This window comes from Halopseudomonas sp. (genome assembly GCF_047631575.1).
Taxonomy (GTDB): Bacteria; Pseudomonadota; Gammaproteobacteria; order Pseudomonadales; family Pseudomonadaceae; genus Halopseudomonas.
The window spans coordinates 12270-35529 of record NZ_JBLIAB010000004.1 but is presented as its reverse complement, the minus strand read 5'-3'; the positions used below and the strand labels follow the sequence as shown (position 1 = coordinate 35529).

General features: G+C 56.9%; 20 protein-coding genes. 8 read left to right on the top strand and 12 right to left on the bottom strand.

Annotation, left to right across the window (positions count from 1 at the left end; genetic code table 11):
- Positions 1-4: 4 nt before the first annotated feature.
- Positions 5-2863 carry an EAL domain-containing protein gene (locus ACJAXR_RS08920; RefSeq protein WP_415057914.1) on the bottom strand — a complete coding sequence of 953 codons (2859 nt, stop codon included), beginning with the start codon at positions 2861-2863 and terminating at the stop codon, positions 5-7.
- Positions 2864-3042: 179 nt separating this feature from the next.
- On the opposite strand from ACJAXR_RS08920, the gene uvrD reads away from it, so the two are divergent.
- Together uvrD and ACJAXR_RS08910 are read left to right on the top strand one after the other, a co-directional pair.
- Positions 3043-5217 (top strand): DNA helicase II, encoded by a 2175-nt coding sequence (uvrD, locus tag ACJAXR_RS08915; protein WP_415057913.1) that lies wholly within the window; start codon positions 3043-3045, stop codon positions 5215-5217.
- Positions 5218-5271: 54 nt separating this feature from the next.
- Positions 5272-6372: a TRAP transporter substrate-binding protein gene (locus ACJAXR_RS08910; protein ID WP_415057912.1), complete on the top strand. Its 1101-nt coding sequence runs from the start codon at positions 5272-5274 to the stop codon at positions 6370-6372.
- Here the strand turns inward: ACJAXR_RS08910 and ACJAXR_RS08905 are convergent, their stop codons facing one another.
- The 3 genes from ACJAXR_RS08905 to ACJAXR_RS08895 are packed head-to-tail and all read right to left on the bottom strand — an operon-like array spanning position 6373 to position 8731.
- A complete protein-coding gene (locus ACJAXR_RS08905; RefSeq protein ID WP_415057911.1) occupies positions 6373-7740 on the bottom strand; it encodes a TRAP transporter large permease in 1368 nt (455 codons plus the stop codon).
- The gene (locus ACJAXR_RS08900) at positions 7740-8300 is read right to left on the bottom strand and encodes a TRAP transporter small permease subunit (RefSeq protein WP_415057910.1); all 561 of its coding nucleotides are present in this window, start codon (positions 8298-8300) and stop codon (positions 7740-7742) included. The genes ACJAXR_RS08905 and ACJAXR_RS08900 overlap by 1 nt, the downstream gene beginning before the upstream one ends.
- 38 nt (positions 8301-8338) lie before the next feature.
- Positions 8339-8731 (bottom strand): acyl-CoA thioesterase, encoded by a 393-nt coding sequence (locus ACJAXR_RS08895; protein ID WP_415057909.1) that lies wholly within the window; start codon positions 8729-8731, stop codon positions 8339-8341.
- A gap of 394 nt (positions 8732-9125) precedes the next feature.
- Between ACJAXR_RS08895 and ACJAXR_RS08890 the strand changes: the two genes are divergently transcribed.
- On the top strand, positions 9126-10043 hold the full coding sequence (locus ACJAXR_RS08890) for a response regulator (protein ID WP_415057908.1): 918 nt from the start codon (positions 9126-9128) through the stop codon (positions 10041-10043).
- A gap of 35 nt (positions 10044-10078) precedes the next feature.
- Here ACJAXR_RS08890 and phoR read toward each other — a convergent pair whose 3' ends face one another.
- From phoR to ACJAXR_RS08870, 4 genes are all read right to left on the bottom strand, one after another.
- The gene (gene phoR / locus ACJAXR_RS08885) at positions 10079-11371 is read right to left on the bottom strand and encodes a phosphate regulon sensor histidine kinase PhoR (RefSeq protein ID WP_415057907.1); all 1293 of its coding nucleotides are present in this window, start codon (positions 11369-11371) and stop codon (positions 10079-10081) included.
- A 74-nt stretch (positions 11372-11445) separates the two neighbouring features.
- Positions 11446-12135, bottom strand: a complete 690-nt coding sequence (gene phoB / locus ACJAXR_RS08880) for a phosphate regulon transcriptional regulator PhoB (RefSeq protein ID WP_415057906.1) — start codon at positions 12133-12135, stop codon at positions 11446-11448.
- Between the two features lie 90 nt (positions 12136-12225).
- On the bottom strand, positions 12226-13104 hold the full coding sequence (ubiA, locus tag ACJAXR_RS08875) for a 4-hydroxybenzoate octaprenyltransferase (RefSeq protein WP_415058206.1): 879 nt from the start codon (positions 13102-13104) through the stop codon (positions 12226-12228).
- Positions 13105-13142: 38 nt separating this feature from the next.
- Positions 13143-13661 carry a chorismate--pyruvate lyase family protein gene (locus ACJAXR_RS08870; RefSeq protein WP_415057905.1) on the bottom strand — a complete coding sequence of 173 codons (519 nt, stop codon included), beginning with the start codon at positions 13659-13661 and terminating at the stop codon, positions 13143-13145.
- A 148-nt stretch (positions 13662-13809) separates the two neighbouring features.
- Between ACJAXR_RS08870 and ACJAXR_RS08865 the strand changes: the two genes are divergently transcribed.
- From ACJAXR_RS08865 to ACJAXR_RS08855, 3 genes are all read left to right on the top strand, one after another.
- A complete protein-coding gene (locus tag ACJAXR_RS08865; RefSeq protein ID WP_150276514.1) occupies positions 13810-13977 on the top strand; it encodes a rubredoxin in 168 nt (55 codons plus the stop codon).
- A gap of 22 nt (positions 13978-13999) precedes the next feature.
- Positions 14000-15154 carry an FAD-dependent oxidoreductase gene (locus ACJAXR_RS08860; RefSeq protein ID WP_415057904.1) on the top strand — a complete coding sequence of 385 codons (1155 nt, stop codon included), beginning with the start codon at positions 14000-14002 and terminating at the stop codon, positions 15152-15154.
- Between the two features lie 209 nt (positions 15155-15363).
- Positions 15364-15636: an HU family DNA-binding protein gene (locus tag ACJAXR_RS08855; RefSeq protein WP_415057903.1), complete on the top strand. Its 273-nt coding sequence runs from the start codon at positions 15364-15366 to the stop codon at positions 15634-15636.
- 93 nt (positions 15637-15729) lie between these two features.
- Here ACJAXR_RS08855 and ACJAXR_RS08850 read toward each other — a convergent pair whose 3' ends face one another.
- The 3 genes from ACJAXR_RS08850 to ACJAXR_RS08840 all read right to left on the bottom strand — a co-directional run bounded on the left by ACJAXR_RS08850 (position 15730) and on the right by ACJAXR_RS08840 (position 20287).
- A complete protein-coding gene (locus ACJAXR_RS08850) occupies positions 15730-17133 on the bottom strand; it encodes an HDOD domain-containing protein (protein WP_415057902.1) in 1404 nt (467 codons plus the stop codon).
- A 135-nt stretch (positions 17134-17268) separates the two neighbouring features.
- Complete coding sequence (recG, locus tag ACJAXR_RS08845) at positions 17269-19350, bottom strand: ATP-dependent DNA helicase RecG (RefSeq protein WP_415058205.1); 2082 nt, start codon at positions 19348-19350, stop codon at positions 17269-17271.
- 16 nt (positions 19351-19366) lie between these two features.
- On the bottom strand, positions 19367-20287 hold the full coding sequence (locus ACJAXR_RS08840; RefSeq protein ID WP_415057901.1) for a hydrogen peroxide-inducible genes activator: 921 nt from the start codon (positions 20285-20287) through the stop codon (positions 19367-19369).
- A 153-nt stretch (positions 20288-20440) separates the two neighbouring features.
- On the opposite strand from ACJAXR_RS08840, the gene ACJAXR_RS08835 reads away from it, so the two are divergent.
- A complete protein-coding gene (locus ACJAXR_RS08835) occupies positions 20441-21283 on the top strand; it encodes an NAD-dependent epimerase/dehydratase family protein (RefSeq protein WP_415057900.1) in 843 nt (280 codons plus the stop codon).
- A gap of 10 nt (positions 21284-21293) precedes the next feature.
- Here the strand turns inward: ACJAXR_RS08835 and ACJAXR_RS08830 are convergent, their stop codons facing one another.
- Entirely contained in the window at positions 21294-22616 is a 1323-nt protein-coding gene (locus tag ACJAXR_RS08830) for a PQQ-dependent sugar dehydrogenase (RefSeq protein WP_415058204.1), read from the bottom strand.
- A gap of 180 nt (positions 22617-22796) precedes the next feature.
- Between ACJAXR_RS08830 and ACJAXR_RS08825 the strand changes: the two genes are divergently transcribed.
- Positions 22797-23222 carry an OsmC family protein gene (locus ACJAXR_RS08825; protein WP_415057899.1) on the top strand — a complete coding sequence of 142 codons (426 nt, stop codon included), beginning with the start codon at positions 22797-22799 and terminating at the stop codon, positions 23220-23222.
- Positions 23223-23260 lie beyond the last annotated feature (38 nt).

Here is a 23260-nt window from a genome sequence, read left to right as displayed (position 1 = left end):
ATCCTCATGCCTCGACGCTTTCCGTCAATAGTGCGGTAAATGCAGATGCCGGTACCGGCCGACTGATCAGGTAGCCCTGCACTTCGTCGCACCCATTGTCCTTGAGGAACGCCAACTGGCCGTCGTGCTCGACACCCTCAGCTACTACAATCAGGTCCAGGCTGTGTGCCATCGCGATGATTGCGCGGATAATTGCGGCGTCTCTATTTTGCGGGCTCTGCGTAGCCTTCTCTTCCAGTTCACCGACGAATGTGCGGTCAATCTTCAGCGTCGAGATCGGGAAGCGCTTGAGATAGGCGAGGGAGGAGTAGCCGGTACCGAAGTCGTCGATCGCCAGTCGAATGCCCATTTGCTGCAAACGCGAGATGTTCTCCGAAACGGCGTCGGTGTGTTCGAGCAGCATACTTTCGGTCAGCTCGAACTCCAGCATGCTCGCTGGCAGATCAGTGTCGGTGAGAATCTGCTGAACCCGCTCGGCGAAGTTGTACTGGCGTAATTGCTGTACCGATAGATTGACGGCGATACAGATTGGGCTGGGTCCGTGGTGATACCACTCGCTTGCCTGCATACAGGCCTTGTTCAGTACCGCATCACCCAGCGCGACGATCATGCCGGTTTGTTCGGCGATCTCGATGAACGCCCCGGGCATCAACAAACCCTGCTCCGGATGTTCCCAGCGCACCAAGGCTTCTGCACCGTTTATGCGGTCATTAGCCAGTTGCAGCTTGGGCTGGTAGTGGACGATCAGCTGGTCATCGTCGAGCGCCTTGCGCAGTTGATTTTCCAGTTGCAGCCGCTCCAGACTGTAGCTGGGCAGATGGCCGGTGAAAAACTGAAAACTGTTTCCGCCCAGATGTTTGGCATGTTGCATAGCCTGGTTTGCCTGGGTGATCAGTACCAGGCTGTCTTGGGCTGATTCGGGAAACTGGCTGATGCCGATGGAAGCAGTAACCACCAGCTCATGTTCATTGATGGTCAGCGGCAGGCGAAGATAGTCAAGAATCAGATCAGCCCTATGTTTCAGACGTGCGTGGCTGGTGTCCTGTTCAATGATAATTATGAACTCGTCAGCCGATAGCCGTGCCAGCATATCGGTGGCCGGAGTCACCTCGCGCAGGCGCACCCCAACCTGGCGCAGCAGTTCGTCGGCCACAGAGTGCCCTAAGGTGTCATTGATATGCTTGAAACGATCGAGATCCACATGCATCAGCGCCATCTTCAGGTTCTCCGGCCTCGCCCGGGCGATCGTTTCGTGTAACCGTTGGGTGAACAGACTGCGGTTTGCCAGTCCGGTCAGGCTGTCGTGGCTGGCCAGGTACTGCAACTGTTCTTCGGTTTGACGGCGCACACTCAAATCAGCAAAAAACCCGACGTAATGAGTGATAATGCCGTTGCTGTTTCGCACCACGGTGAGCTCAAGCCATTGCGGATAAAGTTCGCCGCTGCGCCGTTGGCTGAGTCGTTCGCCTTCCCAGCGATCGCTGCGTTGCAGCAGTTCTACCAGGGCTTTGTAGCTGACCTGATTCTTGGTCGTTTTATTGGTGTCGGCAATCGGTTGGCCGAGCACTTTTTCAGCGGCATAGCCGGTGATAGCGCTGAACGCGGTATTGATCCTGAGGATCCGTAAATCCGTATCGAGAATGAAAACACCCTCAGCGGTTGCCTCGAATACGGTGGCGGCGAGCTGCGCTTGTTCGTCCTGGATTTTGCGAGCGCTGATATCACGTCGGGTGCCTATCATGCGGAGCGCGCGACCATTGGCATCGCGCTCGACAGCACTGCCACTGTCTTCAACCCATATCCAGCGGCCTTCCGCATGTTTGATTCGGTACTCGATGCGGTAGGACGGTGTCAGCATCTTCATATGCTGGACCAGTGTTTCACGCACAAGTGCCGTATCGTCTGGATGTACTCGCGGCGAGAGGTCTGTACGCATGAAGCCAACCGACTCGGGGGGCAGACCAAAGATTTCTTCCAGGTGAGAATGGGCGACGCTGTCGGTATCGAGATTCCAGTCCCAGAGTCCGAGCTGACTGGCTTCCATTGCCAGTTTCAGTTGCGTTTCGCTGGACTTGAGCGCGGTGCTGGCCGTTTCCAGCTCGGCCGTACGCAAGGCCACTCGCTCCTCCAGCACCCCATAGCTATCACGCAACCCCTGCTCGGCCTGGCGTCGTTGCTGGATCTCATGGGTCAGTTGTTGGTTAAGTGCTTCAGCTCGGCTATGAGCTTCTTCCAGCCGCTCCACTAGTGACTCGTTATGCAGGCTGGCTTGCAGGGCAATACCTATTGCGCGGTTAACAAACACGGCCCCCACAACCAGGCAGCAGAAAAGAATCGACCCCGCTAGCCCCCAGTAAGGGCTGGCGGGGTCGCTCTGCGCCAACAGGTACAGGCTTGGCATTAGCAATGCGGGCACTGCAAAAGCCAGAAAGCTGCTTAAGCGGTAAGCATAGATCGCGCTGACGCAAAGTGTAATACCCAAAGTCAGGGCGTACGTGGGTGCCTGGAGCATGAGATTTTCAACGGGTACCAAGCCGATCGGCAGCCATCCCAGACACAGGCCGGATGCTAGGTTGCCAAGGTAGAGCATTGCCGGCCAGCGCAGACGAGCACGTTGTGTACCTGAGCCTGTCTGATAATGACGCACCAGCAATAAGCGCAGCAGGGTCAGGATGGCAACGATTACGACCCATACAAGGAGGGGGGCATGGGCGGTGTAGCCCCACAGCAGCGGGATCATCGCTACAGCATTAAGCAGGATCAGCCACTGCGGGAGTCGAGCGTAGGCAAACAGTATGTCAGGCGTGCGCACATCCAAGCCCTGCCGATGCACCGTTGATTGTGATAGTGGCACAAACGTCATTGTGACGTGATTCCCCTGAGAACTGGCTAGATCTTATTGTTTTAGATAGGTGATTACCCTACACCACAGCTTAAGCTCGGCACAGCCCAAAGCCGCTTTATAAATCAAAAAAAGGCGTCTAGGCTGCGCTTTACAGCCATTTATTCCGGCTTTGCTGCGTGGGCTGGTAGAATGTGCCTATGGATATTTCGCATCTACTTAATTCTCTCAACGACGCTCAGCGCCAGGCGGTGACCGCCGCCCCTGGGCAGCAACTGGTTCTGGCTGGCGCTGGGTCGGGCAAGACCCGCGTATTAGTGCACCGTATTGCCTGGCTGGTCGAGGTCGAAAAGGCCTCGCCCTGGAGCATTTTGTCGGTCACCTTTACCAATAAAGCGGCCCATGAGATGCGCCATCGCATCGAGCAGTTACTCGGCATCTCGCCCCAGGGCATGTGGGTGGGCACTTTCCATGGCCTGGCGCATCGGTTACTGCGTGCCCACTGGCGTGAAGCCGGGCTGGCAGAGCAATTTCAGATTCTCGACAGTGATGACCAGTTACGTATTGTCAAGCGGGTCATCCGCGAACTGGGGCTGGACGAGAATCAGTGGGCGCCAAGACAGGCCCAATGGTGGATCAACGGGCAGAAAGACGAGGGCTTGCGTGCGCAGCACATTCAGCCTGCGGGCGATGTATTTCTGACTACCATGCTGCGTATTTATCAGGGATATGAGCAAGCTTGCGCCCGCGCCGGCGTAGTGGATTTCGCCGAACTGCTACTGCGTTCGCTGGAACTTTGGCGCGACAACGACTCGTTGCGCGAGCAGTATCAGGCACGCTTCAAGCATATGCTGGTAGACGAGTTTCAGGACACCAACGCAGTTCAGTACGCTTGGTTGCGGCTGATCGCGGGAAAGAGTCCGAGCCTGATGGTTGTAGGTGACGACGACCAGTCAATTTACGGCTGGCGCGGTGCAAAGGTTGAAAATATTTATCAGTTTCAGCGCGATTACCCTCATTCCGAACTGATTCGTCTTGAGCAGAATTACCGTTCTACGGCCTGTATACTTAAAGCGGCCAACGCGCTCATCACCCAAAATGCTGGACGTATGGGTAAAGAACTGTGGACTGAAGGGAGTGAAGGCGAGCCGATCTCGGTCTACGCCGGATTCAATGAGCAGGACGAAGCGCGGTTTATTGTCGAGCGCATTGATCAGGCCGTATCGGACGGTATGACGCGCAGTGAAATCGCTATCTTGTATCGCTCAAATGCTCAATCCCGGGTACTCGAAGAAGCGTTGCTGCGTGCGGCCATTCCCTACCGTATATACGGGGGCCAGCGGTTCTTCGAGCGTGCCGAGATCAAGAACGCAATGGCCTATATGCGTTTGGTTGCTAACCGCGGTGATGACGGCGCGCTGGAACGTATTATCAATCTGCCGACGCGGGGTATTGGCGATAAAACGATTGAAGCGCTTCGCCAGCATGCCCGCCAGCAAGACGTCTCCATGTGGCAGGCCGCGTGCGATCTGCTTGATAACAAAGGGCTGCCCGGCCGCGCTGCTAATGCAGTGCAGGCATTTTGTGAGTTGATCGAAGAGATTACCGTGCGGGTCGAGGGCGTGCCTTTATACAGCATGGCCCAGCAAGTCATTGAACAGAGTGGCCTGCTGCGCTTCCACGAAAACGAAAAGGGTGAAAAGGCTCAGGCTCGAATCGAAAACCTGGAAGAGCTGGTTTCTGCCGCCCGTGCATTCGAGAATGACCAAGCTGACGAGGAAGCGGAGGGCGACACATTGCTGGCCTTTCTTTCCCATGCCTCCCTGGAAGCCGGTGAGACCCAAGCCGATCGTTTTGAGGACAGCGTGCAATTGATGACGCTGCACAGCGCCAAGGGTTTGGAGTTTCCACTGGTTTTTCTGGCCGGTGTTGAAGAAGGTCTGTTTCCGCACAAGATGAGTCTGGAGGAGCCCGGGCGCCTAGAGGAAGAGCGTCGCCTGGCCTATGTTGGTATTACCCGGGCAATGCAACTGCTGGTCATCACCTGGGCCGAGACTCGACGGCTCTACGGCAGTGAGACCTTTAACAAGGTGTCGCGCTTCGTTCGCGAAATTCCTTCCGAGCTGATTCGTGAAGTGCGCATGGGTAATCAAATCAGTCGCCCGTTCGGCCCGGCAAAGACGGGCATGTTCGCCGCAGAAGCAACCGAAAACACCGGATTTGCACTGGGCCAGCGGGTCATCCATACGCTCTTTGGTGAGGGTGTGGTGCTGAATTACGAGGGCCAGGGCGCCCAGGCGCGTATACAGGTCAATTTTGATGATGAAGGCAGCAAGTGGCTGATGGTGGCCTACGCCAAGCTGCAGGCGCTATAACTAACCTTAACTGTATTGGCAGCAAGGTTTGCCCTGCTGCGCCAGGGGATAAGAATGAAAAGACGTGAACTTCTGACTGTTGCAGGACTGGGCCTTGGCGCGGTTGCGTTGAGCGCATGCCAGGACAACAGCACCCCGGACAGCAAAAACACGACCGAGCCACAGCAGCGTTTCCGCTGGAAGATGGTGACGTCCTGGCCAAAGAACTTTCCCGGTCTGGGTACCACTGCCGAGCACTTTGCCGAGACGATCAATGCCTTGTCTGAGGGCCGCCTGACGGTACAGGTGTTTGCGGCTGGCGAGCTGGTACCCGCTCTTGAGGTATTCGATGCGGTGTCCAGTGGCACTGCCGAACTGGGCCATAGTGCCGCCTATTACTGGAAAGGCAAAAGTGCTGCAGCGCCTTTTTTTACGGCGGTCCCTTTTGGTATGAATGCTCAGGAAATGAACGCCTGGCTATATGAAGGGGGTGGGCTGGCACTCTGGCAGGAAGCCTACGCCAGCAGTGGCGTACTACCGCTGCCCTGTGGCAATACCGGCGTGCAGATGGCGGGTTGGTTCAACAAAGAGATCAACAGCCTGGAAGATCTGCGCGGCCTGAAAATTCGCATGCCCGGCTTCGGTGGCGAAGTGCTCGCCCGTGCTGGCGCCACGACCGTAAACCTGCCAGGCAGTGAAATCTTTAGCGCATTACGCAATGGCGTGATTGATGCCACCGACTGGGTCAGCCCCTATAACGATCTGGCTTTTGGCCTGCATCAGGCCGCGAAATATTACTATTACCCTGGTTGGCAGGAGCCTTGCGCGGTGTTGGAATTAAGCATTAACGAGCAGGCTTTTGCGCAACTACCCGATGATCTCAAGGCAATGGTCCGTCAGGCCGCCCGTGCTACCAATCAGTTCATGCTGGACGAGTACACGCGGCGCAACGCCGACGCGTTGCAAACGCTGGTCAACGAGCATGGCGTTCAGCTGCGACGATTGCCCGATGAAGTTCTCGAGCGTCTGCGCGAGCTTTCCGCCGACGTGCTGAAGGACACTGCTGGTGCCGACCCGCTCAATCAGCGCGTCTGGGATTCGATGGAAGCCTTCAGAGAAAAGGTCTGGGCCTATCACGCGATCAGTGAAGGGGCTATGTACGGGTTGCGCAGCTGATCAGAGTAGCCCTGGTAGCCAAGTCACCAGTCCGGGCCAAAGCGCAACAATGCCCAGCATGATAATCTGGATAATGATGAATGGAAGCACGCCACGGTAAATTGCCGAAGTGGGCACCTCCGTAGGCGTGACGCCACGCAAGTAGAACAAGGCAAAGCCGAAGGGTGGTGTTAGAAACGATGTCTGCAGGTTGAGCGCAATCATTACCCCAAGCCAGATCGGATCAATGCCCATCATCAGCAAAACTGGCCCGACGATGGGCACTACGACAAAAGTAATCTCGATAAAATCAAGAATAAAGCCGAGTAGAAATATCACCAGCATCACCAGCAGTGTCGCGGAAAAAGCACCACCCGGTAGCTGTTGGAATAGGTTATGAATCATCTCTTCCCCGCCGAAACCGCGAAACACCAGCGAGAAGATTGATGCGCCAATCAGAATCATGAACACCATGGCACTGATCTCGGTAGTCGCTCTGCTGACCTCGCGCAAGCGTACGACCGACAGCTGGCCATTCAGCAGAGCCAGTAGCATCGCGCCGAGCGCACCCACTGCCGCAGCTTCTGTGGGTGTGGCGATGCCGCCAAGGATCGAGCCCAGCACGGCCGCGATTAACAGAAGCGGGGGTAGTAGGCTGGCCAGTAGCGCGACCCAGTTTATCTTGCCGCGTTCGTTTGCTGGCAGCGCTGGCATTTTGCTCGGTTGCCAGAGAGCTACTCCGATCAGATACAACAAGTAGAGCCCAACGAGCAGCAAACCAGGCAGCAGCGAGCCGATAAACAAGTCCCCAACAGTGACGGTGTCAGGCGAGTAGATGCCCATGCGCAACTGGGCCTGCTGATAGGCATTGGACAACACATCCCCGAGCAGCACGAGAATAATCGAGGGGGGAATAATCTGTCCAAGCGTGCCGGTGGCGGCCAGAGTGCCGGTGGCCAGTGCGGGATCGTAACCGCGCCGCAGCATGGTCGGTAATGCAAGCAGCCCGAGGGTCACGACGGTAGCCCCCACAATCCCGGTGCTGGCTGCGAGTAACGCGCCGACCAACAGGACAGAAAACGCCAGCCCGCCGCGCAGGCCGCCAAACAACTGCGACATGGATTCGAGCAGCTTCTCGGCCACTTTCGATTTTTCCAACATGACGCCCATGAACACGAACAGGGGTACCGCCAGTAGCGTCTGATTATTCATCGTGCCATACAGCCGGCTGGGCAGTGCACCAAAGAAGCTGGGATCGAACAGGCCCATCGCCACGCCTGCCGAAGCGAAGAGCAAGGATATGCCGCCCAGGGTAAAGGCCACTGGATAACCCAACATCAACGCCAGACAGAGGCAAACAAAGAGACCAATAGCCATCAGCTCGGGCATTACACGTGTTCCTCGTGCCGGACGGGAAGATGGCTGAACAAGGTGCCGTTCAATACGCACAGTGTCTTGATGGTCTGCGCCACAGCCTGAATCAAAAGACTGGCGACCAGCAGCAGGATGATGCTCTTTTGCAGATACAACCACGGCAAGCCGCCGGCATCCACCGAGCGTTCATTGCGTGCCCAGGAAACGGCCACATAGTCCCAGCAGTTCCAGGCCAGAAACAGGCATATGGGCAGCAAAAAGAAGAGCCCGCCAGTCAGGTCAACCAGCGCTTGGCGGCGCGCAGACATCCGACGGAAGAAAATATCGACTCTGACGTGAGCGTCACGCTGCAGCGCCCAGGCTGCAGCGCCCATGAATACCAGTGCGTGAGCGTACATGACCAGCTCCTGTAGAGCCGTGCTGCCGATGCCAAAGCCGTATCGCATCAATACCACCGCACCGGTTAACATAACTATGACCAAGCTAAGCCAGGCCAGCGATCGGCCAAGCCAGCCGTTCAGACTGTCGATACGAGTGGCTAGTGTCAGCCAGTGGGATGCAGAGAGACCTGGCATGAGTTACCCGGTAGTGATGCAACGGTGAGTCCGGCTGATCAGGAAGGTATGACCCGCGTACGACCACGATCATCGATCGCGACGAATACGAAGATGGCTTCGGTTACCTTGCGACAGCCGTCATGGGAGAGGTCTTCACTCCACACTTCAACCGCCATTTTTACCGAGCTACGACCGACTTCCAGTACATCGGAGTAAAAAGCCAGTTGAGCGCCGACGGGCACGGGCACCATAAAGCCCATGCGGTCTATGGCTACGGTGGCTACTCGGCCGCGCGCCAATCTCGAGGCGGTGCTGGTGCCAGCCATATCCATCTGGGAAACCAACCAGCCACCGTAGACGTCGCCGAAGCTGTTGCTGTCACGGGGCAGTGCAGTAATCTTCAATGCTAGCTCCCCCGCTGGCACCGGGTCCTTGTCTAGTTCTTGCATGAATTGCTCGGTTTTTCTCATTGTAATTTTGTAGTCACACAGACTGTGAATGGTCGTTGACATTCACAAAACCTGCCTATGGTAAGGGATTGATGGCTGCGCCTCAATGTTTGTCTGCCGAGCAACAGACTGGTGTTGAGGCGCGACATTGCAGAGCCTCGCTACTGTGATGCCTTATGTGCTGTGAGCCAATCGAGCTGCGATCGAGCCTGACATGCATCACTGGGCTCGTCATCCGGATTTGCCCAATACAGTCAAGCTGGAAGCCTCTGCTTATAAACACCTCTTCCTTGACGTCCGCAACGGCTACTTTAAGCAAAGGTTCAACTTGTGCCCTGTGGTTTACAGATGGTCTGCGCTAAGCTAGTTGGGTAATCAGGCGAAGAGAAATCAGATGGCTAAAGTGTCGGCTCTGGTCGTGGATGATGCCCCCTTCATCCGTGACCTTATAAAAAAAGCATTGCGCAGTCAGTTTCCCGGCTTGCAGATCGAAGAGGCAGTGAACGGTCGCAAGGCGCAACAAACGCTCAGCAGAGTGGCGTTTGACCTGATTCTCTGCGACTGGGAAATGCCCGAGATGAGCGGACTGGAACTGCTGCAATGGTTCCGCGGTCAGCCGGGATCGGAGAAAACGCCTTTCATCATGGTGACCAGTCGCGGCGACAAGGAAAACGTTATCGAGGCGATTCAAGCCGGGGTCAGCGATTTTATCGGCAAGCCATTTTCCAATGAGCAGCTTGCGGCGAAGGTCAAGAAGGCACTACATCGCAGTGGTAAATTGCAGCTGCTTCAGGGTCGTCAGACACAAGCAGGTGGTGGCGCCGCGCAGGATTCGATAGCCCACTTGATGGGCGGCCGCAAAGCCGAGACGCCCGCTACACCTGCGCCACCTCCGGTTATCAAAAGTGCGATCAGCGAATCTGGTAGCACGGAGTCCGACACCACCGACTCCCGGGATCGGCAGATCACTCAGCACGTGCGCGGTCAAGCTCAGCTCCGGCTGGCTAATGAACAGTTTGCCTGTGTGGTCAAGACCCTGAGTTTGCGTGATGCGTTGGTGGTTGTGCGGCGCAGCGATTACATACCCCGGGTCTTCGAGAGCGGAGTTCTGGATCTGGAGCAGGACTCGGATAAATCCGTAGCGCGAATTAACGCCTATGTGCATGGGGTGTCGTCTATGGAGCCGAATATGGATTGCGAATGGCTCAAGGTCACGCTCAAGTTTGTCGATCAGGATCCGCAGAAGCTCGATTACCTGTCACGACTGATCGCCTCGGGCAGTGCGCAAAAGCATTATTCGCCCAGTGCCTGATTTCCCGTGCGTGCTGATACAGATCTCCAAGACAATCAGGCGAGCCGGCTTACCGGAAAATGGCATGTGAAGGTACTACCCTTGCCGACGGTACTGCTGATATCCAGGCGTCCGTCGTGACGCAGCAGAACATGCTTGACAATGGCCAGGCCGAGACCGGTTCCGCCAGTATGAGTACTGCGGCTGGAGTCCACACGGTAGAAACGCTCTGTCAGACGATTGATATGCTGAGCGGCGATGCCAGCGCCGTTGTCGCCGACGCTCACATGTGCGCCTTGTTCATCCAGCCAACAACATAGGCGGATTTCACCCTGGTCCGGCGTGTACTTGACTGCATTGAAAGCCAGGTTGGAAAAAGCACTGCGCAGCTCCGCATCTGCCCCACTCAGTTTTATGCCACTGCCGGTTTCCAGAATGATCTGATGCCCTCGCTCTGCGGATAGGGCTCGCGCGTCCTGGGTAATGGATTTCAGCATCTCGCTGATATCGACGGGTCTCTGCTCGATAGTGCGATCTTCGTTTTCCAAGCGAGCCAGCAGCAGCAGGTCGTTCAGCAGATTCTGCATACGCCGGGATTGCTGCTCCATTTGCTGCAAAGCCCGCTTCCAGCGCGGATTTATTGGTTCGTCGGAGTCCTGCAGGGTTTCCAGATAGCCGACGATGACTGTCAGCGGCGTGCGCAGTTCGTGGGAGACGTTGGCCACGAAATCCTTGCGCATCTGCTCGAGGTTGTGCAGCCGACTGGTGTCCCTTACCACCATCAGGTGTTCGCCCTCGCCGTATTGGGTAATCGTGTACTGAAGGCGGGTACTCAGATTCAGATGGGAAGCAATGTCCAGCGGTTCGCCAAAGTGGTTGGCTTCGAAATACTCAACGAAACGGGGATCGCGCAATAGATTTGTAACGTGCTGGCCACTGTCGTCCGGTGCGCGCAGCCCCAGTAATCTTTCTGCGGCACGGTTCCACCATTCCAGCCGACCCTTGGTATCGACCATGACCACAGCATCGCTGAGTGCTGCGGTGGATGCTTGTATACGGTCGATCACCAATTGTTGTTTGCCACGCATCCGACTGTCACGGCGCTGGATATGGTGAATGCGATCAAAAATATCACCCCACAGACCCCGAGCTTCGGGAGGCAGCTCATTTCGACCGGCGTCTAACCACTGCTGGAAATGAATCATTTGGCGTAAATGCCAGGCCTGATATAAGACCAGCCCTGCCACCAGTGCCCAGGCAATCTGATTAATCAACAGGCCTACCAAGGCGCTTGCTAGCAACACCCAGAATAGTGTCTTGAAAGCTCTGCCGGCCCAGTGTGTGCGCAAACCCTCATTCTCCTTTGTTTGGCCGAATCGACCATTGCCTGGTGATCAAGGCGAGGCACATTAGGATACAGGAATCAGCCCTTGGTCGAGAAACGGTATCCCGTCCCGCGTACCGTTTGCACCAGATACTCATAGTGTTCACCCAGGGCTATGCGCAGGCGTCGGATATGCACATCGACGGTTCGCTCCTCGACATAGACGTTGCCGCCCCATACCTGGTCTAGCAACTGGCTGCGGGTATATACCCGCTCTTGGTGGGTCATGAAAAATTGCAGAAGGCGGTACTCGGTGGGACCCATTTCAGCTGGCTGATCATCAATGGTGACGCGGTGACTGGCCGGATCAAGATGTAGGCCGTCGACTTCAAGCGGCGAGTCGCTATCTGGGGGGCCGGCACGACGCAGGACAGCCTTCAGTCGTGCAACCAGTTCGCGAGGAGAGAACGGTTTGGTTATGTAGTCGTCGGCACCCATTTCCAGGCCCTGGATTTTGTTATCTTCCTCGCCCTTGGCCGTCAGCATGATGATCGGAATATCAGCGGTCAGTTCGTTGCGCTTGAGTCGCCTGGCCAGTTCAATGCCCGTGGTGCCGGGAAGCATCCAGTCGAGCAGGATCAGGTCCGGCTGACGGTCAGTGATGCAGGCATGCGCCTGTTGGGTATTTTCCGCCTCAACACAGTCGTACCCGGCCATCTCCAGCGCTACTGCGATCATTTCGCGTATGGGCGCTTCGTCGTCGACTATCAGTATGGTCTTGCCTGCCATGGAATCACCATCCGTTGCTGGATCTCAGATGCAACGATTAGATAACACTTTTGTTGCAGTTGTGTGACCTCGATGTGGCAGGTCAATGAATCAACCTAACATCATATCCAGCGCGAGGCCTATGAACACCACCATGCCTGCCCAATGGTTGGATAAAAAGGCGCGCAAACAGGCTTGAGGTTGGCGATCGCGAATCAGCCATTGTTGCCAGACGAATCCGCCGAGCATACCGATTAGCCCCAGGTGGAAGTACAGACCCAGGTTGAAGCGCGCACCGACCACCAGCAGGCAGAGGAGGGTAAGGCCCTGGAGAATGCCAATAATGGCGCGATCTGCTTCACCGAACAGAATGGCAGTCGATTTTACCCCAATCCTCAAATCGTCCTCGCGATCGCACATTGCGTATTCGGTGTCGTAGGCGACAGTCCAGATCAGATTGGCCAGATACAGTAGCCATAGGGTGTGCGGTAATTCGCCGGTCTGGGCCGCGAACGCCATGGGGATCGCCCAAGAAAACGCAGCACCGAGAACCAGTTGAGGGTAAAAGGTGAAGCGCTTGCAGAAGGGGTACAGAGCGGCAAGAGCAAGACCACCCAATGACAGAAAAAATGTCAGGCCGTTGGTCAGCATGACTAGAAGCCCGCTGATCGCCACCAGTATTCCAAACGTGATCAGTGCTTCTCGCGCACTGATTTTGCCGGTAGCCAGAGGGCGACCTAGGGTACGGGTTACATGGCCATCAATATGACGATCTGCGAAATCATTGATAACGCAACCGGCGGCACGCATCAGGACTACACCGAGGATAAATATCACCAACACGCGGATATTGGGCAAACCATCGGCTGCCAGCCACAGGGCCCAGAGTGTTGGCCAAAGCAAAAGCCAGGTACCGATAGGGCGGTTCAGGCGCATCAGCTGGATGAAGTCTGGGGCGCGGGGGTGGATGCGGGCAGCTAGGGTCATCATCAGGCCGGACACGGGAGTTTCTCCGAGAGCGTGGGTGTTCAGGCTGGCGGCCAGCCCGGCAAAAATACTTCACAGACCAGCAGATGCAGCTTGCCGTCGCTGAACAGTGAGCGTCGGGCCCAACATGACTCCTGGCGCAAATCCGCCGGTAGCCAGGCGGCCGGGTAGAGGCTGATTTCTAGGGAGCCACGACTGATATTTGGGGTGCCAAATAGTAGCTCACCCAGACTGCGGGTGCCCAGTTGTTGCAGGTCCAGGCTCGATTTTTCGAGCAACCGCAGTGGGGCAACGCTGCGAGCAAACACCCGCGCTGCGCCCCGCGTATGCAGGAGAACTTCACGTACCCAGACCGGTTCCATGTTGCTCAGATCCAGCGCCGCAGCCTCGTCGGTCCGGGCCTCTTCGACCCCCTGATGCAGGACTTCCACTGCAAAATCGCAGTTGCCAGCTGCCTCCAGTCGTGCTGTCAGCGAGTGCTGGTCACACAGCCAGTCCAGCAGCGGATTAGCCGGGGGTGAAGGATGAAGGGGGGTAACGTACCAGTCAGGCAGGGTCACGGCGTAACATCTTCACAGAACAATTGATCGAAGGTACAAGGTTAGCATGAATGTAAGGTGGCCCGCTGAGGGATGCACCCTTGGCGTGCCGCGGCAATTGCGGTAGTGTCAGGGTATTCCATTTAAAACCTTTTTTCAGGATAGCTGCATGAAGAAGTGGCAATGTGTTGTATGTGGTTTCATCTACGACGAAGCAGAAGGATGGCCGGATGAGGGCATAGCGGCAGGTACGCGTTGGGAAGATGTGCCGGCAGACTGGCAATGCCCGGATTGCGGTGTCGGTAAGGAAGATTTTGAAATGATCGAGATGGGCTGAGCTTTTACTGAAGGAGTTTGATGTGCCCGATAATGCGCCGCTGATCATTCTGGGGACCGGCTTGGCCGGCTACAACCTGGCCAAAGAGTTTCGCAAACTGGACGGTCAGCGGGAGTTGATACTAATAACCGCTGACGATGGCCGGTTCTATTCCAAACCCCTGCTTTCCAACGGCTTTGCCAAGGGCAAGCAGGCTGACGAACTGGCCATGCAGGATGCTGTGACAATGGCCGCGCAACTGGACGCGCGGATCATCACTCACAGCCAGGTGACGCATATAAATGCTCAGCAGCGCACATTGCAGACATCGTCAGGCGCGTATGACTACGGTGATCTGGTGCTGGCATGTGGTGCCCATCCGCGCTTGTTGCCTCTGGCTGAGGAGATGCACGAGCACGTGCTGTCGATCAATAATCTAGCTGACTATGCTCGATTTCGTCAGCGACTCGAGGGCCGCGAGCGGGTAGCCATTATTGGCGCCGGTCTGATCGGTAGCGAGTTTGCCAACGATCTGGCGTTAGGCGGCCTGGAAGTCCAGGTCATAGCACCGGATGCACAGTTGATGGCCGGGCTGGTTCCGGCGCAAGTGGCCGCTCCGGTTCAGCGTGCGCTTGAGGATCTGGGAGTAAGATTTCATCTTGGGCGCTCGGTTGCTTCGGTACGACCCTCCGGATCAGTGTTGGATCTGGTGCTGGACGATGGAAGCCAGGTCGAAGTTGACCAGGTGCTGTCGGCCATTGGCTTGTTGGCCAACACTGCGCTTGCCAGCGACGCGGGCGTTCTTTGCGGCCGCGGCGTTCATGTTGACCGAATGTTGCGCACATCGGATCCCCATATTTATGCACTGGGCGATTGCGCCGACGTCATGGGCTTGCAGCTTATGTATGTCATGCCTTTAATGACAAGCGCCCGTGCTTTGGCACGCACGCTGACCGGTCAGCCCACTGAGGTCACTTATCCGGCAATGCCGGTTATGGTCAAAACGCCGGTATGTCCGTTGGTGGTCTCGCCACCGGTATCCACGACGAGTGGTCTATGGACGGTCAGTGGTGAGGGCCAGAATATTCGCGCGGTTTTTCACGATGCAGAAGGCACGCTGCACGGTTACGCTCTGTCCGGTACAGCTGTCAGTGAAAAACTGCAGTTAAATCGTCAATTACCGGCCTGGCTAGCCTGACAGGTCGGGTAATTTGATAGGGCATATTGCCTTTTGTCCGGAAAACAGTGTAACACCGCACAGGCCGCAGGCTATACGACTGGCACATCATGCTGAGTCGTGCCATGCTGCCAACGCAGTACAGGCCCTGCCAACCAGCATTGATCGGCAAGGCACCCGTTGTGCGGATGCAGCGGTGAAAAAACAAAAACAACATGACGAGGCTTCATATGCGTAAACCGGATCTCGCTGCAGCTATTGCTGACAAAGCTGACCTGACCAAAGACCAGGCAAACCGTGTGCTCAACGCTGTACTTGACGAAATCAGTCAAGCCCTGAGTCGCAAGGACACCGTTACCCTGGTAGGCTTTGGTACTTTTCTGCAACGCCACCGTGGTGCCCGTACCGGGAAGAACCCGCAAACTGGCGCTCCTGTCGATATCAAAGCCAGCAACACCGTGTCCTTCAAACCTGGTAAAAGTCTGAAAGAATCGGTTAACTGATTCGCCCAGTCCGGAGGCCGTCCGTTATGCCAAGCCCTTGGACGGCCTTTTGCCGAGGTTTGCCCGGCGCAGGGATTGAACCTTGCCCCTGTCTTAGCCTTGCTGGTATTGCGTAGCCAGCGTACGCAATGCATCCCGCGCATCCAGAACCTTGTGAACCACCTCAGTCGCATCTTCCGCAGACAAACCAAGCCGCGCGAGTAGACTCGCGGGTATCGGCATAGGCGCGCCTTCGCCGATGTTTTGATCCTGAAGCAGAGCCTGGGCGAGATAGACCAGGTTGGCATAGACATGATCGTCGCCTGCATAGTTCGCGTTATGTTGATAGCGGATGGCAGTAGAGACTTCGACTGGCATGTCCCAAAAACGCATCAACCAGCTACCGATCTGATCCCGATTGACGCCCAGCAAGTGCTGGTCAATCAGGTGCGGCTGGACATGAGGGTTGGCCTCCTGATGCCGGCAAATAGTATGAAAATACGACGGAAAGATATAAGCCAGCACCAGATAGCCGAAATTATGCAGTAGGCCGGCGAGGTAGTTCAGACCCAGTTCGGGGCGCGCAGCTCGAGGCATGGCTTTTGCCAGACCCTCGATGACGGAGGCAGTATAGATCGCCTGCTCCCAGTAACCGGTCGCGCCTTCTGGACCATCCTTGGGCAGCTTGAACGTTTTACCCAGGGCCAGCCCGATCGCCAGGTTGATGACCAGATCAAAGCCAAGTACCCGTCCGATCGCATCCTCGACGGAGCGTATTTTTCCAGGTGCTGCGTAGAAGGGTGATGATGCCCAGCTGACCACCTGAGCCGCCAGACTTGGATCAGTTTCCACCACATCCGCAAGCTCTTCGATGCCGACGTCTGGATTGACTCGCAGTTTCATGACTTTTTGCGCAGTAGCGGGCAAGGGCGGGATCTCGATGGTCTCTTCCAGGCGCTGGCGCATGCGCAGGGCGGTAAAGTTGGTTACCGCGCGGCTGAGATCCTGTCCGTCCTGATCTGGATCGTTGGTAAGGACGTTTAGATCGGCAAGAGGCACAGCAAAATGCGCGGCGCTGGCCTTGGCCAGCAATATATGCGCGGCCTGCTGATCCAGCTCCAGACTCCAGCCACTGAGGCCGCTGCTGAGCCACAGGCTTGGCTGTGACAAAAGACTGTGTTCGACCACACAGGGAGAGCTGAACAGCAGCGGCAGCCCCGGTAACTGATTGAGCTGATGTTTGGCAAGAATGCGTTGCAACTGCGCTGCGCGGACTGGCTCCAGTTCACGACTGAGCAGCGCACCGGCTTTTTTCAGATCCAGCAGATGGTTCTTGGGAAAAAGAGCCAGGACAGTGCCGTTCGAATCGCATAACAGACAGGCCTGAACCTGCTGGCTTTCAGGTATGTGCAGCGGCGTGGGTCGCAGCTGATATTCAATGGCCTGTTGTTGCAGCAGCTTCTCGATCAGGTGTGGAAGACTCGCGCTGGCTTGCGCCGATGCAGCAGGTGTATTCATTGGCACGTTCCTTAAGTCGGGTTCCGAAGGCGCGAATCCTGTCGTCGCATCTGCATGAACCGGTATCGTTTGTTAGCGTTTCCAAGATACTAGCACGGTCGCGTCTGCGGTGCGTCCAGCGGACTACGCGCTGAATCACACCCTGGCAAAATCCTGTCCCGCAGCCAGCCAGCGGTTGATCAACAATTGGCAGCGCTCGGGATAGTTCTGTTGCATCAGGCTCGCAGCTTGCTGTACCCGGGGGAGCAGATCAGCATCGCGCACCAGGTCGGCCACCCGAAATTGCACCACACCGGTCTGCCGGGTGCCGAGTACTTCGCCGGGCCCGCGCAGCTGCAAATCCTTTTCCGCTATGACAAACCCGTCAGTGCTTTCACGCATGATACCCAGCCGCTCGCGACCGAGTGCCGAAAGGGGGGCGTGGTAAAGCAGCACGCAATGGCTGGCGATGCTGCCGCGTCCCACGCGGCCACGCAACTGGTGTAGTTGAGCCAGTCCCAGTCGTTCTGGATTCTCGATGATCATCAGGCTGGCATTGGGTACGTCTACCCCGACCTCGATGACGGTAGTGGCTACCAGCAGGTGTAGATCGCCGCCCTTGAACGCGCTCATTATTTCGGCTTTTTCGGCGGGCTTCAGGCGGCCATGAATCAGGCCGATGGAGAGCTCTGGCAGGCTTTCGCGTAGCAACTGCCAGGTACCTTCTGCTGCCTGAGCCTGTAACTGCTCGGACTCTTCGATCAGAGTGCAGACCCAGTAGGCTTGACGACCCTCCGCGCAGCCTATGCGCACCCGCTCAATAACGTCCTCGCGGCGACTGTTTGACACCAGAGCGGTATTCACCGGGGTTCGCCCAGGAGGCAGCTCATCCAGCACTGACGTGTCCAGGTCGGCATAGGCACTCATTGCCAAAGTCCGTGGGATGGGTGTGGCGGTCATGATCAGCTGGTGCGGCGCGAACCGACCAGCTGCTCCCTTGTCCCGCAGTGCCAGGCGTTGCTGCACACCAAACCGGTGCTGCTCGTCGATGATCACCAACCCTAGATTATGAAAGTGCACTTCGCTCTGAAACAGCGCATGGGTACCGACGACCATGGCGGCATCACCGGTAGCGATCAGCTGCACTTGGTTGAGGCGCGTTTTGCCCTTGAGCTTGCCTGCCAACCACGCGACGGATATGCCGAGGGGTCCCAGCCAGGCGCTGAAATTATTGAAGTGTTGCTCGGCGAGAATCTCGGTGGGCGCCATCAGGGCCACTTGCCAGCCGGCTTCCAGTGCCTGCAGTGCGGCCATTGCAGCAACAACGGTCTTGCCAGAGCCAACATCGCCTTGGATCAACCGTAACATGGGTTGGCGTTGTTGCAGATCGGTAGTAATTTCGTGGCCGACCCGTTTCTGCGCGCCAGTCAGGGGAAACCCTAGGCGTGCCAGAAACAGGCTGGGTAGCTCTTTGGCGGGCGGCATCGCAGGTGCTTCGTTGCGGCGGATCTGGGCGCGTAGACGGAGCATGGCCAGTTGGTGGGCAAGCAGCTCTTCGAATGCTAGGCGATGCTGCGCCCAGTGACGGCCATCCTCAAGCGCCTGCAGATCCACGGACGGCGGCGGCCGGTGCAGGGTATTGATAGCAGCATGCAAAGGGGCCAGATGGTATTCCTGCAGCAGTTTCGGAGGCAGCAGTTCGGTCAGACTGTTGCCTTGCTGGAGCCAGGCCAGCGCCGCCTCGCTCAGGCTACGCAGCCGTTGCTGGGATAGCCCTTCGGTGCTCGGATAAATCGGCGTCAGCGTCTCGGCGACCGGCAATTCAGTGGCCACATCCAGGCTTTGCAGTTCGGGGTGATAAATTTCCAGACCGGACGCACCTGGCCGGACCTCGCCGTAGCAGCGCCAATGACTCCCGCGCTCAAGATTGGTCTTCAGTGCACCGGAAAAATAATAAAAGCGCAGACTCAGCCCGCCCGTACCGTCATGTAATCGACACAGAAGGCTTCTACGCCTGCCCATGACGACATCGGTACCTTGCACCACGCCCTCAATAACCGCATCCATACCAGGTCGCAAGGCGCCGATCGGTGTGACGCAGGTGCGATCCTGATACCGCAGTGGCAGGTGAAACAGGACATCCTGTACCGAGCTCAATCCGAGCTTGGTCAGTTTTTCTGCCAGCGCCGGGCCGACGCCCTTGAACACCGTCAGAGAGGTCCTTTCCAGAACAGTCACAGGGAAGGGCACACGGCTATTTACGCGCCTGCGGCTGACCGACAGAGCACAGCCTGATCGAATCGCTGAGTATTTCTATGGCCTTGGGGCGAGGAAAGCTGGCCCGCCAGGCGATCGCAACGGTTCGATAGGGCGCGGGTGTCTTGAATGCCTTGGTCACCAGCAGGTCGGAACTGTAATAACGATCGTCGGCGGCGGACATGGGCAGAACCGTCATGCCGATACCGGACGCCACCATATGCCTGATGGTTTCCAGCGAGCTCGACTCGATTGTGGTCTGGCGCATTTGTTCGTCGCTTTTACGCAGGGTCGGACAGGCTTCGAGTACCTGATCACGGAAGCAGTGGCCCTCACCCAGCAGCAGCAGTTTGTTGTCGTCTAGCTCTTCAAGACTTACGTGTTCGCGGTTGGCCCAGGGATGATTCGCCGGAATGAGGAGGCTGAACGGTTCGTCATAGAGGGGTCTGGTCAGGACGTCAGGCTCGTTGAATGGCAATGCAATAATAATCGCATCCAGATCGCCATTGCGCAGCTTGTCGCGCAATACATGGGTGAAGTTTTCTTCGATGTAGAGTGGCATCTCGGGTGCAACATTGTGCAGTTGCGGAACCAAATGCGGAAACATGTAAGGTCCAATGGTATAGATCGCACCGACTTTCAGCGGAGCCGACAGTTGATTTTTGCCGGCGGTGGCCAGTTCGCGTATTGCCAGCGATTCTTCCAGTACCTTTTGCGCCTGGGCAACGATACGCTCGCCTACTGGAGTGACCCGCACGGCGCTTTTGCTGCGCTCGAATATCATGACGCCGAGTTCGTCTTCCAGCTTCTTGACGCCCACGCTTAACGTCGGCTGAGACACATGACAGCGCTCGGCGGCGTGGCCAAAATGCTGTTCCTGGGCAAGGGTCACTATATAGCGTAATTCGGTCAAGGTCATGACGTCGCGGCCTGCGCTGGGAGCTTGGAAAGATGATCTCTAGCATAGCTCTTTGATCGATAGAGTAAAACAATCAGATGGCTCTGTATGTGAGGTAGTTTGCACGGCTCAGGCTGGTAAAGTGTGGTACTGGAAATCATGGGAGAGGTGGTTATGAAGCATGTCGTTATTGCTGGCTGTGGTGATCTGGGCACAGCGCTGGGTCAACAGCTTTTAGCGCGCGGCTGGCAGGTGTACGGGTTACGACGTGATCCTTCGCAGTTACCGGCAGGTATTATGCCGATTGCGGCTGATCTGACCCAGGCGCAGAAACCTGCCGATTGGCCCGCCAAGGTCGATTACCTGGTTTACTGCCCAGCGGCTGGTAATCGCGATGCAGAACTGTATCAGCAGCTGTATGTCGAGGGGCTGGAGCACGTGCTGGCGTGGACTCAGAGTAGTAGTCAGCAATTGAACTTTCTGCTGCAGGTTTCCAGTACCGGCGTCTATGCGCAATCGGAAGGAGAATGGGTTACTGAGAACAGCCGGGCATTGGCTGATTCGCCGACCGCAATAAAGTTGCTTGCCGCTGAAGATGTGGCCCTGCGCAGTGGCGTGCCGGCGAGTGTTGTGCGTCTGGGAGGTATTTACGGACCGGGCCGCAATAGGCTGATTGAGCAAGTACGTGGCGGACTGCATGTGCCAGAGGAGCCTGCTCAGTACACCAACCGCATTCACCGCGATGATGCCGCAGGTTTACTTGCGCATCTGTTGGCGCAGGCTGATCAACAGGAACTGTTGGCGCCCTGTTATCTGGGGGTCGATAATGAGCCGGCCGCGTTGTTTGATGTCACCACGTGGCTGGCCGAACAGTTGGGTACCAGCCTGCAGACAGACGGTGCGGTGTCTACCCGCTCCGGCAGTAAGCGCTGCAGCAACGAATTGGCCCGGGAGTCAGGCTGGCAGCCGCAGTACCCGAGCTTTCGCGAAGGCTACGCCGAGCTGCTCAAGACCTGATGATTGGGAGTCAGGGTTGCGTGGCGGCGCTGACTCGCCAGATCACATTACCGACATCGTCAGCCACCAGTAGCGCACCCTGCCCGTCGATGACCACGCCGACCGGGCGGCCCTGCGCCTCTCCCTGACCATTGAGAAAGCCATCCAGTACAGTATAGGGCGCATCATTCGGACGGCCTTCCTTGAAGGGAACAAAGAGCACCTGATAGCCGCTGTGCGGTTTGCGATTCCATGAGCCGTGCTGGCCAATGAACAGCCCTTCGATAAACGGGGCCGGCAGACGACTACCGACTGCGTTGCTTAGGCCCAGTGACGCAGTATGGGCGCCGAGAGCGTAATCGGGTACCAGCGCGCTGGCGACCTGAGATGGATTAGCCGGCTTGACGCGGCCATCCATATTCTGGCCGAAGTAACTCCAAGGCCAGCCATAAAAACCGCCGTCCTGGACCGAGGTCATGTAGTCCGGTACCAAATCATTGCCCAGTTCGTCGCGTTCGTTTACAACGGTCCAAAGTGCGCCACTGAAAGGCTCCCAGGCCATGCCAACCGGGTTACGCAAACCCGATGCGAACAGTCGCTTGCTGCCTTTGGCAGGATCGATTTCCCAGATGGCCGCGCGTCCCTGCTCCGCTTCCAGCCCATTCTCTGCCACATTACTGTTAGAACCCACGGCGGCGTACAACACTCTGCCGTCGGGGCTGGCAATCAGGTTCTTGGTCCAGTGATGATTTATCGGACCGCCGGGTAGCATGGTCACCAGCTCACCTGGAGTCGTTATCTGTGTCTGATCGGTCTGGTAGGGAAATCGCATAATACCGTCGGTATTGGCAACATAGAGATTGTTGCCCACCAGGGCCATACCGAAGGGCGAGTGCAGGTTGTCGAGAAATACCGTGCGTTGGTCCGCCAGCCCATCGCCGTCGCTGTCGCGCAACAAGCTGATGCGATCGGCGCTCACCGTCACTGCGCCCGCTTTGGTCATTATTTTCTTGGCCACCCAGCCCTTGACGCTGCCGCTGCCATCAGGCTTGGCTGGTGCATTGGTTTCCGCCACCAGAATATCGCCGTTGGGTAGCACATGCAGCCAGCGCGGATGGTCCAGCCCTTTGGCAAACGCCTGAACCTGCAACCCTGGCGCTGTCTGCGGCTTTGCATCGCCCTGCCAGCCGACTGCCGGAGCGATATTAACCGTTGGCAATAAGCCGCCCTCTGGCTCCGGTAAAGCCGGGTGGGGACCCATGCCAGAGCTGATCGGCAGGGCTGGTTGAGAGCCGCAGCCAGTCAGTGTCAGCACTATGCCGATAAGGGAAAGAGTGAGTCGTGGGGAATTAATCACGGGATTACCTTGTCGGTATATAGGGTGACCGGAAAAAAGGTTCAGCTTGTTGGAGGGGCGCAGCAACCTCTATAACTGACCTGTCTAGGGTGACAACATTCACCCGGCAGGCCTCATTTTGCAAGACGTCAGTTGGCCAATCGGTCATCGGGTCACTCGCCATACGAGGAGAAATAGATGAATAAGTCAGCATCAGCCCATTGGCAGGGTTTATTGAAAGAAGGCAAGGGCACCATCTCTACCGAAAGCGGGGCACTTAAAGCCAACCCCTATGGGTTCAATACCCGGTTTGAGAATGAGCCAGGAACCAATCCGGAAGAACTGATCGGTGCAGCCCACGCAGGTTGCTTCTCCATGGCTTTTTCCATGCTGTTGGGCGAGGCAGGCTATACGCCGGACAGTATTGATACACAAGCGGTAGTCACGCTGAGCAAGCAGGCCGATGGTTTTGCAGTGACCGCCGTGGCATTGCGCATGAGCGCGGCGATTCCCGGGATTGAGCAGAAGGAGTTTGCTGAGATTGCCGGCAAGGCCAAGAGTGGCTGCCCGATTTCCAAGCTGTTAAAGGCCGATATCAGTCTTGATGCCAAGCTGAAAAGCTGACATCCGAGGACGACAGCCTTTCGTCGATGAAGGGCTGT

Bases quoted from the DNA above. Each gene is read 5' to 3' on its own strand.
- ACJAXR_RS08825 (WP_415057899.1), top strand. From the start codon at position 22,797: ATGAATAAGTCAGCATCAGCCCATTGGCAGGGTTTATTGAAAGAAGGC.
- ACJAXR_RS08905 (WP_415057911.1), bottom strand. From the start codon at position 7,740: ATGCCCGAGCTGATGGCTATTGGTCTCTTTGTTTGCCTCTGTCTGGCG.
- ACJAXR_RS08835 (WP_415057900.1), top strand. From the start codon at position 20,441: ATGAAGCATGTCGTTATTGCTGGCTGTGGTGATCTGGGCACAGCGCTG.
- uvrD (WP_415057913.1), top strand. From the start codon at position 3,043: ATGGATATTTCGCATCTACTTAATTCTCTCAACGACGCTCAGCGCCAG.
- ACJAXR_RS08895 (WP_415057909.1), bottom strand. From the start codon at position 8,731: ATGCAAGAACTAGACAAGGACCCGGTGCCAGCGGGGGAGCTAGCATTG.
- phoB (WP_415057906.1), bottom strand. From the start codon at position 12,135: ATGGCAGGCAAGACCATACTGATAGTCGACGACGAAGCGCCCATACGC.
- ACJAXR_RS08890 (WP_415057908.1), top strand. From the start codon at position 9,126: ATGGCTAAAGTGTCGGCTCTGGTCGTGGATGATGCCCCCTTCATCCGT.
- ubiA (WP_415058206.1), bottom strand. From the start codon at position 13,104: ATGATGACCCTAGCTGCCCGCATCCACCCCCGCGCCCCAGACTTCATC.
- ACJAXR_RS08855 (WP_415057903.1), top strand. From the start codon at position 15,364: ATGCGTAAACCGGATCTCGCTGCAGCTATTGCTGACAAAGCTGACCTG.
- ACJAXR_RS08900 (WP_415057910.1), bottom strand. From the start codon at position 8,300: ATGCCAGGTCTCTCTGCATCCCACTGGCTGACACTAGCCACTCGTATC.
- ACJAXR_RS08865 (WP_150276514.1), top strand. From the start codon at position 13,810: ATGAAGAAGTGGCAATGTGTTGTATGTGGTTTCATCTACGACGAAGCA.
- ACJAXR_RS08920 (WP_415057914.1), bottom strand. From the start codon at position 2,863: ATGACGTTTGTGCCACTATCACAATCAACGGTGCATCGGCAGGGCTTG.
- ACJAXR_RS08850 (WP_415057902.1), bottom strand. From the start codon at position 17,133: ATGAATACACCTGCTGCATCGGCGCAAGCCAGCGCGAGTCTTCCACAC.
- ACJAXR_RS08840 (WP_415057901.1), bottom strand. From the start codon at position 20,287: ATGACCTTGACCGAATTACGCTATATAGTGACCCTTGCCCAGGAACAG.
- ACJAXR_RS08910 (WP_415057912.1), top strand. From the start codon at position 5,272: ATGAAAAGACGTGAACTTCTGACTGTTGCAGGACTGGGCCTTGGCGCG.